This window comes from Streptomyces sp. CA-111067 (assembly GCF_050956065.1).
Taxonomy (GTDB): Bacteria; Actinomycetota; Actinomycetes; order Streptomycetales; family Streptomycetaceae; genus Actinacidiphila.
In genome coordinates this window covers 632,084-647,192 of sequence record NZ_CP192103.1, presented here as the reverse complement: position 1 = coordinate 647,192, position 15,109 = coordinate 632,084, and the positions used below count along the sequence as shown (strand labels likewise).

10 protein-coding genes and 1 pseudogene are annotated in these 15,109 nt (G+C 71.5%); 7 read left to right on the top strand and 4 right to left on the bottom strand.

All coding sequences use genetic code 11. The features are described from left to right. The first annotated feature begins 61 nt into the window (after window positions 1-61). From ACQPW6_RS02810 to ACQPW6_RS02795, 4 genes are all read left to right on the top strand, one after another. On the top strand, window positions 62-763 hold the full coding sequence (locus ACQPW6_RS02810; RefSeq protein ID WP_433887905.1) for a beta-glucanase: 702 nt from the start codon (window positions 62-64) through the stop codon (window positions 761-763). 29 nt (window positions 764-792) lie between these two features. After that, window positions 793-1,149 carry a VOC family protein gene (locus ACQPW6_RS02805; RefSeq protein ID WP_433887904.1) on the top strand — a complete coding sequence of 119 codons (357 nt, stop codon included), beginning with the start codon at window positions 793-795 and terminating at the stop codon, window positions 1,147-1,149. Between the two features lie 104 nt (window positions 1,150-1,253). Then, complete coding sequence (glgX, locus tag ACQPW6_RS02800) at window positions 1,254-3,443, top strand: glycogen debranching protein GlgX (protein WP_433887903.1); 2,190 nt, start codon at window positions 1,254-1,256, stop codon at window positions 3,441-3,443. 89 nt (window positions 3,444-3,532) lie between these two features. Next, the gene (locus ACQPW6_RS02795; protein ID WP_433887902.1) at window positions 3,533-4,234 is read left to right on the top strand and encodes a ribonuclease H family protein; all 702 of its coding nucleotides are present in this window, start codon (window positions 3,533-3,535) and stop codon (window positions 4,232-4,234) included. Window positions 4,235-4,265: 31 nt separating this feature from the next. On the opposite strand, the gene ACQPW6_RS02790 is transcribed toward ACQPW6_RS02795, so the two are convergent. Next, window positions 4,266-5,342, bottom strand: a complete 1,077-nt coding sequence (locus ACQPW6_RS02790; RefSeq protein WP_433887901.1) for an NAD(+)/NADH kinase — start codon at window positions 5,340-5,342, stop codon at window positions 4,266-4,268. 274 nt (window positions 5,343-5,616) lie between these two features. On the opposite strand from ACQPW6_RS02790, the gene ACQPW6_RS02785 reads away from it, so the two are divergent. Then, a complete protein-coding gene (locus ACQPW6_RS02785; protein ID WP_433887900.1) occupies window positions 5,617-6,984 on the top strand; it encodes an NAD(P)/FAD-dependent oxidoreductase in 1,368 nt (455 codons plus the stop codon). A gap of 10 nt (window positions 6,985-6,994) precedes the next feature. On the opposite strand, the gene ACQPW6_RS02780 is transcribed toward ACQPW6_RS02785, so the two are convergent. Further along, the gene (locus ACQPW6_RS02780) at window positions 6,995-8,893 is read right to left on the bottom strand and encodes an ATP-binding SpoIIE family protein phosphatase (RefSeq protein ID WP_433887899.1); all 1,899 of its coding nucleotides are present in this window, start codon (window positions 8,891-8,893) and stop codon (window positions 6,995-6,997) included. Between the two features lie 262 nt (window positions 8,894-9,155). Here ACQPW6_RS02780 and ACQPW6_RS02775 point away from each other — a divergent pair, with 262 nt between their 5' ends. Next, window positions 9,156-10,814 (top strand): MDR family MFS transporter, encoded by a 1,659-nt coding sequence (locus ACQPW6_RS02775; RefSeq protein WP_433887898.1) that lies wholly within the window; start codon window positions 9,156-9,158, stop codon window positions 10,812-10,814. A 70-nt stretch (window positions 10,815-10,884) separates the two neighbouring features. On the opposite strand, the gene ACQPW6_RS02770 is transcribed toward ACQPW6_RS02775, so the two are convergent. Next, window positions 10,885-11,718: an alpha/beta fold hydrolase gene (locus ACQPW6_RS02770; protein WP_433887897.1), complete on the bottom strand. Its 834-nt coding sequence runs from the start codon at window positions 11,716-11,718 to the stop codon at window positions 10,885-10,887. Between the two features lie 225 nt (window positions 11,719-11,943). On the opposite strand from ACQPW6_RS02770, the gene ACQPW6_RS02765 reads away from it, so the two are divergent. Next, the gene (locus tag ACQPW6_RS02765; protein ID WP_433887896.1) at window positions 11,944-13,515 is read left to right on the top strand and encodes an MFS transporter; all 1,572 of its coding nucleotides are present in this window, start codon (window positions 11,944-11,946) and stop codon (window positions 13,513-13,515) included. 69 nt (window positions 13,516-13,584) lie between these two features. Here ACQPW6_RS02765 and ACQPW6_RS02760 read toward each other — a convergent pair. Beyond that, window positions 13,585-14,853: pseudogene (locus tag ACQPW6_RS02760) on the bottom strand (glycoside hydrolase family 71/99-like protein); the annotation flags it as partial. Window positions 14,854-15,109: the final 256 nt, after the last annotated feature.

Here is a 15,109-nt window from a genome sequence, read left to right as displayed (position 1 = left end):
GAGTTGCGGGGAGTCGCGGCGTACCGGATCCGGCCGGTAGCCGTCCGGCGCGAGGAGGAACGTGATCGACAGCCAGGATCCGCCCGCCCCCGCCAGGGAAGTCGTCTTCGACGCGCCCTTCTCCGACCGCACGGCATGGGCCGTGGGCCGCACCTCCGCCTACCCGGCGGACGGGCGCAACCCCGGTGACAACAAGCTCGACCTGATCGGCCCGCGGTCCGCGCCCACCGCGGCCGGTGTCTTCGGCGCCCGCCGCGCCACCGGCGGCCTGTGGCGGACCGACCTGGTCTCCACCGAGTACGCGCCCGGCGGCTTCGAACTGCTCCCCGGCGACGAGCTGTCGGCCACCTGCACCGTGCACGAGACCCCCGGCGCCTGGCCGGCGATCTGGACCTGGGGGCGGGACGACCCCGGCGGGCGCCCGCAGCCGGGGCACGGCGAGATCGACCTCTTCGAGTACCACGCCGGCAACCCGCGGGTGCTCGAGCTGTCCAACCACGTCCGCGGGGCCGGCCGGGTGGTGCAGGACGCGATCACCCCCGGCACCCCGTTCGAGCTGCGGGTCGTCTTCGGCACCGGCTCCGTGGAGTGGTCGGTGGACGGCACGCCGGTCTTCCAGGACCGGCAGGGCGTGGGCCCGCGCTGGCGGGCCTGGATCGTGGTCAACATCAGCGTCTCTGCGGGCGGTTACGGGCACGACGCCCCCGGGCCCGGCGCGCACGAGATGCACTGGAGCTGCACCGGGCTGGCCGTCCGCCGCTGACAGGCACCGCCACGGCCTAGGCTCCAGGCATGGCACTTGAATGGGAACAGATCGTGGTGGACGCGGCCGACCCGGCCGCGCTGGGGGCCTGGTGGGCGCGGGCGCTGGGCTGGGTCGTGGTCAACGACGACCCCGAGGAGTACGAGATCCGGCAGACCGCGGACCGGCTGCCGGGCCTGCTCTTCGTCCAGGTGACGGACGCGAAGACCGCCAAGAACCGGCTGCACCTGGACTTCCGCCCCGACGACCAGGAGGCCGAGGTCTCCCGGCTGCTCGGACTCGGCGCCCGGCGCGCCGACATCGGGCAGGGCGAGCAGGGCTGGGTGGTGCTCCGGGACCCGGAGGGCAACGAGTTCTGCGTGCTCGGCGCCCGCGCCGCGGGCTGACGGCGGCGGCCGTCCGGGCCGCGGGCCCTCGCGACTTTGCCGACGTCGTCAGCGGGTAGGAGAGCGTCGACACCGTCACTGGAACAGCCGAGAGGGTCAGCGGAATGCAGAAGTGGAACGGCCGTCCCAACCCCCTGGGAGCCACCTATGACGGCTCCGGCACCAACTTCGCGTTGTTCTCGGAGGTCGCGGAACGGGTCGAGCTCTGCCTGATCGATGACTCGGGCGGCGAGACCCGGGTCGCCGTCACCGAGGTGGACGGCTTCATCTGGCACGTCTACCTGCCGGAGGTCGGCCCGGGCCAGCGGTACGGGTACCGCGTGCACGGGCCGTACGACCCGGCGCGCGGCCACCGCTGCAACCCGTCGAAGCTGCTGCTGGACCCGTACGCCCGGGCGGTGGACGGCCAGGCGGACAACGACCCGTCGCTGTTCGGCCACCGGTTCGAGGACCCCGACGCCCGCAACGACGACGACAGCCTCGGCCACACCATGCTCGCCGTGGTGACCGACTCCTCCTTCGACTGGGGCGAGGACCGCCCGCCGGGGCACAGCTACCACCAGTCGGTGATCTACGAGGCCCACGTCAAGGGCCTGACCCGGACGCTGGACGCGCTGCCCCGGCAACTGCGCGGCACCTACGCCGGCATGGCGCACCCGGCGGTGCTCGACCACCTCACCGGGCTCGGGGTGACCGCGGTGGAGCTGATGCCGGTGCACCAGTTCGTGCAGGACGGCCACCTGCTCGACCGGGGCCTGCGCAACTACTGGGGCTACAACACCATCGGCTACTTCGCCCCGCACAACGACTACAGCGCCGCCGGCAGCCGCGGCCAGCAGGTCACCGAGTTCAAGTCGATGGTCAAGGCGATGCACGCGGCGGGCATCGAGGTGATACTCGACGTGGTCTACAACCACACCGCCGAGGGCAACCACCGCGGGCCCACGCTGTCCTTCCGCGGCATCGACAACGCCTCGTACTACCGGCTGGTGGACGACGACCAGGCGCACTACTTCGACACCACGGGCACCGGCAACAGCCTGCTGATGCGGCACCCGCACGTGCTCCAGCTGATCATGGACTCGCTGCGCTACTGGGTCACCGAGATGCACGTGGACGGCTTCCGGTTCGACCTCGCCGCCACCCTGGCCCGGCAGTTCCACGAGGTGGACCGGCTCTCGGTGTTCTTCGACCTGGTGCAGCAGGACCCGGTGGTCTCCCAGGTCAAGCTGATAGCCGAGCCCTGGGACGTCGGCGAGGGCGGCTACCAGGTGGGCAACTTCCCCGCACTGTGGAGCGAGTGGAACGGCGAGTACCGGGACACCGTCAGGGACTTCTGGCGCGGCATCGACTCCACGCTGCCGGACTTCGCGTCCCGGCTGACCGGCTCCTCCGACCTGTACGAGGACGACCGCCGCCGCCCGCGGGCCGGCATCAACTTCGTCACCGCGCACGACGGGTTCACCCTGCGCGACCTGGTCTCGTACAACGACAAGCACAACGAGGCCAACGGCGAGGGGAACGCCGACGGGGACAACAACAACAGGTCCTGGAACTGCGGCGCCGAGGGCGAGACCGACGACCGGGAGGTGCGGGCGCTGCGGGCCAGGCAGCAGCGCAACTTCCTCACCACCCTGTTCATCTCGCAGGGCGTGCCGATGCTCACCCACGGCGACGAGTTCGGCCGCACCCAGGGCGGCAACAACAACGCCTACTGCCAGGACAACCCCACCTCGTGGGTGGACTGGGACCACGACCCCGCGCAGCGCGAACTGCTGGACTTCACCCGGCGGCTGATCGCGCTCCGCAAGGCCCACCCGGTGCTGCGCCGCCGCAGGTTCCTGCGCGGCGACACCGGCACGGCCGGACACGTCGACTCGGTGTGGTTCCGGCCCGACGGCCACGAGATGAGCGAGGAGAACTGGCACCGCGCCGACGCGCACGCGGTGGGGCTCTTCCTCAACGGCGACGCCATCAGCGAGCCCGGCGCGCAGGGCGGCCGGATCGTGGACGACTCCTTCTTCCTGCTGCTGAACGCGCACTACGAACCGGTCGAGTTCGCGCTGCCCGCACGGGAGTTCGCCGACGCCTGGAAGATCGTGATCGACACGGCGGCGGAGCCGGACGCGGCCGACGAGTCCGAGGTGAAGGCGGCCGGCTCGATCAAGGTGCAGGGCCGCGGAATGATGGTGCTGATGAGCGTCCGGCGGCCGGCCGGAGGCCGCTTCCGGCGGGCCTTCGCCGCGGCCCGCAGGCCCCGGCCGCCCAAGCGCGGCACCACCCGCGTCCGCTGATCCGCGGCCGTCCGGGGCCGCCCCGCGGCCGTGCCGGGACCACCGGCACGGCCGCGGGGCGCCGGTCCTGGCCGCCGCCGGGCCGTGGCATGATCGGTCGCATGGTCGAGCGCATCATCGCCGCGTGTGACGGGGCGTCCAAGGGAAATCCGGGTCCGGCCGGCTGGGCCTGGGTCATCGCGGACGGTGCCGGGGTGCCGGACCGCTGGGAGGCCGGCCCGCTGGGCACCGCCACCAACAACGTGGCCGAACTCACCGCTCTGGAACGCCTGCTGGCGGCCGTCGATCCCGCCGTCCCGATGGAGATCCGGATGGACTCGCAGTACGCGATGAAGGCAGTCACCACCTGGCTGCCCGGCTGGAAGCGCAAGGGCTGGAAGACCTCGGCGGGCAAGCCGGTCGCCAACCAGGAGCTCGTGGTCGGCATCGACACCCTGCTGGCCGGCCGCTCGGTGGAGTTCCGCTACGTGCCCGCGCACCAGGTGGACGGCGACCGGCTGAACGACTTCGCCGACCGGGCCGCCAGCCACACCGCGATCACCCAGCAGGCCGCGGGCAGCGCGCTCGACTCCCCGCCGCCGCCCGCCGCACCCGACGCGGTGCGCAAGTCGCCCTCGGGCAAGGCGTCCGCCGGCAGGCCGGCCGCCCGGAAGGCGTCGGCGGCCGACGGCAAGGGCCCGGCCCGCACGCTGGCCGCCAAGTACCCCGGCCGCTGCCGCTGCGGGCGCCCCTACGCGGCCGGCGAGCAGATCGCCAAGAACCCGGACGGCTGGGGCCACCCGGAGTGCTGAGCAGCCGCTGACCGCCGCGCTCGCGACCTCGTCAGCCGGCGTCCGGCCGAAGGTTCGCGTCCGGCGGCAGGTGCAGGTGCGCCAGGTCGTCGGGCACCGGCCCCGACGGGCGGAAGAACGGCGCCGACTCGCCGTCGGCGGCGGTCGCCGGCGCGTCGGTCAGCCGCAGCCGCTCCCGCAGCCGGCCGTAGAAGTCGGTCGGGTTCAGCCGGACCAGCCGCAGCGGGCGCTCCGCGGCGTAGATCCCGATCCAGTCGCCCGGGTCCAGCGTCCCGCGCAGCTGTCCGTCCACGCTCACCGCCGCCTGGCCGGAGTGCGGCAGCACCCGCAGCGCGACCGGCTCGTCGGCGCCGACCACCACCGAGCGGTCGAAGGTCATGTGCGGGGCCACCGGGGTGAAGACCAGCGCCCGCATCCGCGGCGAGAGCACCGGGCCGCCGGCCGCGAAGCTGTACGCGGTGGAACCGGTCGGGGTGGCCACCATGACCCCGTCGGCCGAATAGGACGCGAGCAGCCGCCCCGAGACGTAGACCCCCAGGCTCACCTGCCGGTCCCTGGCCAGCTTCTCCAGCACGATGTCGTTGAGCGCGGTGACGTCGAGCGCCACCCCCCAGCCGTCGCCCTCCGCCGCCTCCGGCCTGACCTGCGGCGGCGGCAGCGCCGGCCCGCGCCCGTAGCGCAGCAGCGCGTCCATCCCGCCGGGCATCCCCAGCGGCCGGGACGCCCGCATGGTGAGCGTCATGCGCTCCTCGCAGACCCCGCCGCCCCCGTGGATCGCGGTCAGCGCCTCCTCGACGTCGCTGACCGGCAGCTCGGTCAGGAACCCGACCCGGCCGAGGTCCACCCCGAGCACCTGGATGTCCTTCTTCGCCGCGATCCTGGCCCCGCGCAGGAAGGTGCCGTCGCCGCCGAGGGTGACGATCAGGTCGAGCCGGCCGGCGGCCTCCACCTCGGCCTTGCCGCTGCGCCGGCCGCCCTGGTCGTCCCAGACGTCCAGCGCGACGCAGCCGACCGCGTGCCGGTCACACCACTCCCGTACCGTCTCGGCCCCGGCGACCGCCGCCGGCCGCCCTTCGTGCACGACGAGCCCGAGACGGCTGAGCGTCATGTCCTGGATCTCCCTGCGGTCGGTGGCGCCGGCCGCCCGGTCCCGGCCGGAGCGCGCGGCCGGCGGCGGGCGGTGTGCAGGCAGCCAATACACAGCAGGCGCCGCCGCCGGTCAATGACCCGGCGCCCCGCGCCGCCGCCGTGTCCGGTCATCCGGTGGCCCCGATCGGCTGGCGCGGCGCCGCCGGACGGGTTAAGACAGGACGAGGTGGCTCGCGGCGATCCGGGGGCAGGGGAACCACACGACCGCCTTGGCCTGAGAAGGGACCGACAACGTGACGACACGACCCAGGATCCTCGTGGTGGGAGCCGGCTTCGCGGGGGTGCAGTGCGTACGCCGTCTGGAGCGCAAGCTCGCCCCCGGCGAGGCGGACATCTCGCTGGTGACCCCGTTCTCCTACCAGCTCTACCTGCCGCTGCTGCCGCAGGTGGCCTCGGGCATACTCACCCCGCAGTCCGTCGCGGTGTCGCTGCGCCGCAGCAAGAAGCACCGCACCCGGATCATCCCGGGCGGCGCGATCGGGGTGGACGCCAAGGCGAAGGTCTGCGTGATCCGCAAGATCACCGGCGAGACCGTCAACGAGCCTTACGACTACATCCTGCTCTCGCCCGGCAGCATCACCCGCACCTTCGACATCCCCGGCCTGCTGGACAACGCCCGCGGCATGAAGACGCTGGCCGAGGCCGCCTACGTACGCGACCACGTGATCTCCCAGCTGGACCTGGCCGACGCCAGCCAGGACGAGGCCGAGATCGCCTCCAGGCTCCAGTTCGTGGTGGTCGGCGGCGGCTACGCGGGCACCGAGACCGCCGCCTGCCTGCAGCGGCTCACCACCAGCGCGCTCAAGCGCTACCCCAGGCTCGACCCGAAGCTGATCAAGTGGCACCTGATCGACATCGCGCCCAAGCTGATGCCGGAGCTCGGTGACAAGCTCGGCCGCAGCGCGCTGGAGATACTGCGCCGACGCGGTATCGAGGTCTCGCTCGGCGTGTCGATCGCCAAGGCGGGACCCGAGGAGGTGACCTTCACCGACGGCCGGGTGCTGCCCTGCCGGACGCTGATCTGGACCGCCGGGGTGGCCGCCAGCCCGCTGGTCGCCACCCTGGGCTCCGAGACGATCAAGGGCCGGCTCGCGGTCAACGCGGACATGACGGTGCCGCGGCTCGACGGCGTGTTCGCCCTCGGCGACGCCGCCGCCGTACCCGACCTCGCCAAGGGCGAGGAGGGCGCGGTGTGCCCGCCCACCGCCCAGCACGCGATGCGGCAGGGCAAGACGATCGCCGACAACATCCTGGCGTCGCTGCGCGGCCGGCCGCTGGAGCCCTACCACCACCGCGACCTCGGCCTGGTGGTGGACCTCGGCGGCAAGGACGCGGTGTCCAAGCCGCTCGGCATCGAGCTGCGCGGCCTGCCGGCCCAGGCGGTGGCCCGCGGCTACCACTGGTCGGCGCTGCGGACCAATGTGGCCAAGACCCGGGTGCTGACCAACTGGATGCTCAACGCGGTGGCCGGCGACGACTTCGTCCGCACCGGCTTCCAGTCCCGCAACCCCGCCACGCTGCGCGACTTCGAGTACTCCGACGCCTACCTCACCGCCGACCAGATCCGCGAGCACACCGCGGGGCTCATCGCCGAGGGCTGAGCCGCGGGGGTCAGCCGGCCCCTTCGGCGCTGCCTGCGCCCTCGTCGGGTTCGCCGTCCTCGCCGTCCTCGCCGCCCTCGTCGACGGCGAACCACACCGTCTTGCCCTCGGACTCCGGGCGCACGCTCCACTGGTCGGACAGGATGTCGAGCAGCATCAGGCCGCGCCCTGAGGAGGCCAGCTCGCCGGGGGTGCGCTGGTGCGGCAGCTCGTCACCGCGGTCGGTGACCTCCACCCGCAGCCGGCGCCGGCCGCGTTCGCCGGTGACCGACGCGGTCAGCGCGGCGGTCTGGTCGGTGTGCACCAGGACGTTGCCCAGCAGCTCCGAGGCCAGCAGCACGGCGGTGTCCACCTGGTCAGGCGCCGCCCAGTCGTGCAGCAGCGCCTGGAGCTCGGTACGGGCCTCGGCCAGGCCCTCGGCCTGGTCCTGCTCGATGGTCAGCACCAGGCGGCGCTCGGGCAGCACCGGCTCGTGCCCGTCGGCGTCCCTGCGCAGCAGCAGCAACGCGATGTCGTCCTCGTTGCGCGGGGTGAGCTGCTCCTGCTCGGTGCGCCCGCCCGGGTTGTTCACCGCCGTGATCAGCGAGTCGGCGATGCCCTCCAGGTCCTCGGTGGGCCCGGGGGAGAGGGCATCCCGCACCCGCACCCACCCGCTGTACATGTCGTGCCCGCCGGTCTCGATCAGGCCGTCGGTGCAGAGCATCAGGATCTCGCCGTAGCCGAGCTCCATCCTGGTGACCGGGTAGTCGTCCTCGTCGGGCATCAGGCCGAGCGGCAGGCCGCCCCTGATGTGCTTGAGCATGCAGGTGCCGTCCGGCATCCGCAGCACCGGGTGCGGATGGCCGGCCCTGGCCAGCTGCAGCACGCCGGTGCCCGGGTCGGCCTCGATGTAGATGCAGGTGGCGAACCGGTCCTCGTCGAGCGAGGTCAGGAAGCGCGAGGTGCGCGCCAGGACCGCGTCGGGCCCGTGCCCCTCGGCGGCGTACGCGTGCACCGCCGTGCGCAGCTGGGCCATCAGGCTGGCCGCGTGCACGTCGTGCCCCTGGACATCGCCGATCACCAGCGCGATCCGGTCGGCCGGCAGGTTGATCACGTCGTACCAGTCGCCGCCCACCATCAGACCGCCGCCGGTGGGCACGTAGCGGGTGGCCACCGTCATCCCGGCGGTCGCCGAGCCGCCGGAGCCCATGCTGCGGCGCAGGCCGCGGGAGAGCGCGAGCTCCGCCTCGCCGGTCCTGTTGCGCTCCAGGGCGTGGTCGATCAGCCGGGCGGTCAGCACCAGCAGGCTGCGCTCCTCCGGGTCGAAGGCCATCGGGTCCCGGAAGGAGGCGAGCAGCACCCCGGTGATCCTCCCAGCGGTCACCAGCGGCAGGAACGCCCAGGACTGGCGGCCCTTCCTGGCCGACAGCGCCCAGGTGGCCGGGAAGCGCCGCCGGTACTCGTCGGGCGTGGACAGGTAGACCGGCCGCCCGGTCCTGGCCACCTCGGCCGCCGGGTACTCGGTGTTGATCGGCATCCGGAGCATCCGGTCGGTGCGCTTGCGGTAGCCGTACTGGCCCAGCATGTTCAGGAACCGCTCGGTCACGCCGAAGATCACCACCCCGTCCAGCGAGAAGTCGGGGGAGTGCAGGTGGGAGACCGTCCTGGCCACCTCGTTGATGGAGTCCGCCTCGGCGAGCGCCCGGCCGGTGTCAAGCAGCAGCGCGTCGCGGCGCCGAGAGGTGCGGCCGGCCGCGGCCTCCGCTCCCTCGGGCCCGCCGTCGCGGCCGGAGCCCTCGCCGGGCTCCCCACTGCGCCGCCGGGGTGGGGCACGGGTCTCCTCGGTGGCGTCGATCCGGTTCAGGGCCTCGATCTGGGCCAGCTCGGCGGACCGCTCCTTCGGCGAGCGTTCATCTCCTCCGTCTGCCATCGAGTGCCTTTCGTCCCATCCGATCGGGTTCGTACCCATGCTCCGCCGCGTCGGCGGTGCGCGCAGCTCAGGTGCGCCGGACGGATCGGCGGGCGACGGGGGCACGGACGGCGGCCGGCGGGGTGCGGAGGGCGGCCGGCGGGTACCCGGTGGTGATCAATCGACATCGCGGGCGCATACTGTTGTTGCCCTAGGCAACGGTGCGATTGATCAGACAAGACGACTGAACAGACCACCGGACAGTCGAGAGGAAACAGCGCCAATGACCGCCCACGCAGACTCCGCGCAGGCAGACACCGCCGCATCGCCGACCGAATACAGCCACCGCCAGATCATGGTGATCCTCTCCGGGCTGCTGCTGGGCATGTTCCTGGCGGCACTGGACCAGACGGTGGTCTCGACCGCGATCTACAAGATCGGCGAGAGCCTGAACGGGCTGACCGCGCAGGCGTGGGTGACCACCGCGTTCCTGATCACGTCCACCATCGCGACCCCGCTGTACGGCAAGCTGTCCGACCAGTACGGCCGCAAGCCGTTCTTCCTGTTCGCGATCGCCGTGTTCATCCTGGGCTCGGCGCTGTGCATGCTCTCCACGTCGATGTACATGCTCGCCGGGTTCCGCGCCTTCCAGGGCATCGGCGCCGGCGGCCTGTTCTCGCTGGCCTTTGCGATCGTCGGCGACATCATCCCGCCGCGCGAGCGGGCCAAGTACCAGGGCTACTTCATGGCGGTGTTCGGCACCTCCAGCGTGCTCGGCCCGGTCGTCGGCGGCGCGCTGGCCGGCCAGAACCAGCTGCTGGGCATCGACGGCTGGCGCTGGATCTTCCTGATCAACGTGCCGATCGGCATCCTCGCCCTGGTCGTGGTCGGCAGGGTGCTGCACGTCAAGCACGACCCGCGCAGGCACCGGGTGGACTACCCGGGCGCCATCGCGCTGATCGTGGCGCTGGTGCCGCTGCTGATCATCGCCGAGCAGGGCCGCGAGTGGGGCTGGGGCAGCGGGACCGCGTTCGGCTGCTACATCGTCGGCGCGATCGGCATCGTGGCCTTCCTGTTCGCCGAGCGCAAGGCCGGCGACGAGGCGCTGCTGCCGATGCGGCTGTTCCGCAACGGGGTGTTCGCCCTCGGCTCCGCGCAGTCCGCGATCATCGGTATCGGGATGTTCGGCGGCATCACCCTGCTGCCGCTGTACCTCCAGCTGGTCAAGGGCAATTCGCCGACCAAGGCCGGCCTGCTCACCCTGCCGCTGGTGCTCGGCATCATGATGCTGTCGATGGTCTCCGGCCAGGTCACCTCGCGGACCGGCCGCTACAAGATCTTCCCGATCATCGGCAGCGCGCTGCTGGTGGCCGGCATGCTGATGCTCTGGCAGATGAGCGCGGACAGCGGACTGGTCTACGTGGACGCCGCCATGTTCGTCGTCGGCGCCGGGCTCGGCCTGAACATGCAGACCATCGTGCTGGCCATGCAGAACGCGGTGCCGCCGCGTGACATCGGTGTGGCCACCTCCTCGACCACCTTCTTCCGGCAGATGGGCGGCACGCTCGGCGTCGCGGTGTTCCTGTCCATCGTCTACTCGGTGGTCGGCGACAAGATCGGCGCCGCCTACTCCGACGCCCGCACCAGCACCGCGTTCCAGCAGGCCGCCAAGGCGCACCCCGACCAGCTCAAGACGCTCACCTCGGCCTCCAACGGCGGCTCCGGCACGCTCAACGACACCTCGTTCCTCAAGCACGTGGACCCGGTGCTCGGCCATCCGTTCAAGGTCGGCTTCACCGACGCCATCAACGTGGCGTTCCTGGTCGGGGCCGGCGTGCTGGTGATCGCGTTCGTGCTGTCGACGCTGATCAAGGAGGTCCCGCTGCGGACCACGGCCGCCGCCTTCTCCAAGGACGAGCAGGAGCAGCCGCAGCAGGGCTGACCGCGGTCATCGGGCCCGGCCGGTCACTCCCGGCCGGGCCCGCACACGTTCCGGGCCGGGCCCGGCCCGCTCACTTCGCCAGGAAGTCCAGCAGCGCCGGGTTGACCACCTCGGGGTGGGTCCAGGCCACGTTGTGCGGGCCGCCCTCGACCGTCACGAAGGTCAGGTCGGCGATCAGCCCGGGCAGCCGCTTGGCGGTGTTGTCGTACGGCAGGATCCGGTCCGCGTCGCCGTGCACGAGCAGCGTGGGGATGTCGAACTTGGGCAGGTCGGCCCGGAAGTCGGTCAGCCAGGTGTCCACGCAGGCGTACGCGGCGAAGGGCGACGCGCCGAGGGCCACGTTGAGGCTGTTGGTCCACGCCTGGTCGCTGATCCGGGTGCCGGCGTAGGTGTCGGTGTTGTAGAAGTCGTCGAGGAAGGCCTTGAAGTAGGCCGGCCGGTCGGCGATCACCGCCTGCTTGATCCCCTCGAACACCGAGCCGTCCACGCCCTCGGGGTTGTCGTCGGTCTTCAGCAGGAACGGCGGGATGGCCCCGAGCAGCACCGCCTTGCTCACCCGGCCGGAGGCGTACGTCCCCAGGTAGCGGGTCACCTCGCCGGTGCCCATCGAGAAGCCGCACAGCACCACCTCGGGCAGGCCGAGGTGTTCGAGCAGCGCGTGCAGGTCGGCGGCGAACGTGTCGTAGTCGTAGCCGACGGTCGGCCGGCCGGACCGCCCGAAGCCGCGCCGGTCGTAGGTGATGACCCGGAAGCCCGCCTCCAGCAGGACCCGCTGCTGCTTCTCCCACGAGTCCCCGTCGAGCGGGTAGCCGTGGATCAGGACGATCGGCCGGCCGCTGCCGTGGTCCTCGTAGTAGATCTCGATCGTGGCCGTGTTCTCCTGGCCGACGGTGACGAATGGCATCGTTTCTTGCCCGCTCTCTGTCGTGCCGGCCGCCTCTGACCGATCACACGGTCGGCTGCTGGAAACTGCCGTTCACCAGTCAACACCGGGCCCCAGCCGTACGCCACCGGAGTGAACCGGAGCCCCCGCCGGCGGCCCGTCCCGGCTGGCAGGGACGTCCGCGGTGCCCGAATGTGGAGCGGGACGGGACGGCCGCGCGGTCGCCCTGACGAGGAGAGGCCGACCATGACCGACACCGCGGCCGTATCCGGCCGATCACGGAATCTCGTGCTCGCCGCGATGATCTTCGCCGTGGCGATGACGTTCATCGACCAGACGATCGTGTCCATCGCCGTACCGCAGATCCAGGACGAGCTGAACCTGTCGAACACCGGCGTGCAGTGGGCGGTGAACGCCTACCTGCTCTCGCTGGCGGCGCTGTTCGCCTTCGGCGGCCGGCTGGCCGACACCGTGGGGCACCGCAAGGTCGTGGTCGCCGGCGTGGTGCTGTTCGCCGCCGCCTCCGCGATGTGCGGGCTCACCCCGAAGGGCTCCGCCGCCCAGACCTGGATCGTGGTCTTCCGGGTGCTCCAGGGGGCCGGCGGCGCGATCATGTTCCCGGCCGCGCTCGGCATCGTGGTGCAGACCTTCGCACTGCGGGAGCGCGGCAAGGCGCTGGCGCTGTTCTTCGGCATCGCCGGCGGCCTCACCGCGGTCGGCCCGATCCTCGGCGGCTATCTGACCGAGTGGACCTGGCGGGCCATCTTCTGGGTGAACATCCCGGTGGCGGTGATCGCCCTGGTGCTGATCGCGGTCTCCAAGCCGGTGACCGAGCACCGGCCGGCCCGGATGGACTACCGGGGCCTGGCGCTGATCGCGGGCGGCGTGACGCTGAGCGTCTTCGGCTTCCAGCAGTCGCAGATCTGGGGCTGGCACAACCCCGGCATCGGGCTGTGCATCGCCGCCGGGGTGCTGCTGCTGACCGCCTTCGCGTTCGTGGAGCTGCGCACCGCCTCGCCGCTGATCCAGATGCGGATCTTCCGCGACCGCGCGTTCCTGGCCGAGAACCTCATCCTCGGGATCAGCATGCTGGTGTTCGTCCCGGTGTTCTTCTTCTTCAGCGAGTACGCGCAGATCGCGCTGGGGAAGTCCGCGCAGGAGGCCGGCCTGTACCTGCTGTACTTCTTCCTCGGCTTCGTGGTCGCCTCGCAGATCGGCGGCCGGATGCTGGACCAGGGCGGCGCCAAGCGGCCGGTCTTCCTCGGCTGCGTCCTGGCCGCGGTCGGCTTCTACCTGCTGGCCGGGAAGGTCACCGGCCTCAGCCTCAGCGACCAGATCTGGTACGTGGTGCTGGCCGGCGCCGGGATGGGCATGATGCTCACCCCGGCGAGCACCGACGCGGTGAACCGGGCGTCCCGGCTGTCCTACGGCGAGGCCACCGGCATCACCCAGACGGTACGCAACTACGCCGCCAGCCTTGGCCTGGCGATCCTCGGCACGATCTCGGTGTCGGAGTTCAGGAGCCGGCTCAAGTCGTCGCTGCTCGACCGGGGCGTGCCGGCCGGGCAGGCGTCGGCGCAGGCGACCGACATCTCCCAGTCGCACTCCCAGAGCGGCGGCAGCGGCGGCATCCCGGCCTATGTCAGGCTCGACTTCGCCTACTCCACCCGTACGGTCTTCTACGTGATGGCCGGCATCATGGCGGCGGCCGCGATCGTCGCGCACTTCGGCCTCAGGCGCGGGGTGCAGACCGAACTGGTCGAGCCCGAACCGGCCCCGGAGGACGATCCGGCCGGGAAGCCGGCCGAGCGCGGCTGACCCGGCGGCCACCCACGACGGCCGGCCCGGTGGGGCCGGCCGCCGCGGCCTGGGTGAGGTCGGTGGTCAGACGACGGGCTGGGTGGGGCGGCTGGCGGTCAGCGCGATCTGGCCCTTGAGCATCCGGCCGCCGTCGCCGGTCAGCCGCAGGTAGTAGTCCGACGAGCAGGCGGTGCCGTCCTCGTCCAGCGCGAGGAAGCCGCCGTTGGTGGGCGACCACGCCTGCGACTCGGCGGTCTTGGCGATCTGGTTGCCCTCGTTGTACTCGTCGAACATCGAGATGTAGATGCCCTGCACGCCGGCCCGGCACATGTTGTAGAACTGCCGCCACATGAAGTCGCCGTGCGCGCGCTGCCGCCCGGAGACGTCACCGGGCAGCACACAGGGCTGGTAGTCGACCCCGTTGGCGTCGCAGTCGGCCTGGTCGCCCACCGTGTACGTGTTGTACGCGTTGTCGGAGTCGCCCGCGTTGCCGATCGCGCCGACCATCCACGGCGAGATCATGTCCAGCGCGTGGTACACGCCGGTGTACCCGGTACGGGTGCCCGCGCCGCCGGTGCGCCACTCGCGCGGCACCCCGCCGATGACGTAACAGCCCTGCCCCTTGAACCAGTTGATGACGTCCAGGCAGGCGTCGGTGGAGAACGGGTGGTTGTCGTCGTTGAAGCCGAAGCCCCAGATGCAGACGACCGGCTTGCCGTTCTGCTTGGCGTAGGCGGAGGACGCGGTGTGCGCCTTCATCTTGTTGGTCCAGTCGGTCTTGATCTCCGACTGCATGTTCGTCCAGCCGGACACGTCGTACATGATGTAGAACTTCCGGCCGTGCGACTCCGCGGCGCTGCGCACCTTGGTCGCCATCGCGTCCCGGGTCGGGCCCTCGCCGCCGGTGGGGTTGAAGCGCTGGAGCGCGGCGGTGTCGATGTTGTTCTGCTGCATCCAGCTGAAGTGGGTGTCCACCGTCTGCTGGTCGTAGGACGAGAACAGGGTGGCCGGCTGCCCGTTGCCCAGCGCCGCGTACCCGGTCTGGTAGGTCTTGGTGTACTCGCGCATGTCGGGCCAGCACTTCATGCCCGCGTTCGACGGTGACGGCGCCTGACCCCAGTTCTGCGTCCAGTGCCACCAGCCGTCGATCGGCGCGCCGTCGCCTATGCAGGCGAACCAGCCCTGGTAGCCGACCGTCACCTTGCCCACCACGTCACCCGGCCCGCTGGCCGCCGGCGCCGCGGTGGAGGTGGAGGTGCTGGCCGATGCCGTTCTGGCCAGGCCGAGGGCGCCCAGCGCGGCGGCGGTCGCCCCGCCGGCCGCCGTACCGAGGATCGTGCGACGTGACACTGCCATGGATGACTCCTGTTCACTGGCTGAACTCAGTGCCCCACGACGGCATGCCGGCACGTCCGGTGATCCGCTGCTCGATTCCACGGTATTCGGGACGGCTTGCGGTGGGGGAGGTGTGTACGGTCCCGTCACACACACCACGCTGAGCACTTCTGAACGAGTGGTTTCAATTCCGCGCTGATTCAACTGCCGAAACAAACATCCCGTCAAGAGCCAGGACGGGATTGACAATTCGTCCGCTTAGCAGCCGATTCCTGCC

Coding starts and splice junctions, on each gene's coding strand:
- ACQPW6_RS02805 (WP_433887904.1), top strand. CDS start 793: ATGGCACTTGAATGGGAACAGATCGTGGTGGACGCGGCCGACCCGGCC.
- glgX (WP_433887903.1), top strand. CDS start 1,254: ATGCAGAAGTGGAACGGCCGTCCCAACCCCCTGGGAGCCACCTATGAC.
- ACQPW6_RS02795 (WP_433887902.1), top strand. CDS start 3,533: ATGATCGGTCGCATGGTCGAGCGCATCATCGCCGCGTGTGACGGGGCG.
- ACQPW6_RS02790 (WP_433887901.1), bottom strand. CDS start 5,342: ATGACGCTCAGCCGTCTCGGGCTCGTCGTGCACGAAGGGCGGCCGGCG.
- ACQPW6_RS02780 (WP_433887899.1), bottom strand. CDS start 8,893: ATGGCAGACGGAGGAGATGAACGCTCGCCGAAGGAGCGGTCCGCCGAG.
- ACQPW6_RS02775 (WP_433887898.1), top strand. CDS start 9,156: ATGACCGCCCACGCAGACTCCGCGCAGGCAGACACCGCCGCATCGCCG.
- ACQPW6_RS02770 (WP_433887897.1), bottom strand. CDS start 11,718: ATGCCATTCGTCACCGTCGGCCAGGAGAACACGGCCACGATCGAGATC.
- ACQPW6_RS02765 (WP_433887896.1), top strand. CDS start 11,944: ATGACCGACACCGCGGCCGTATCCGGCCGATCACGGAATCTCGTGCTC.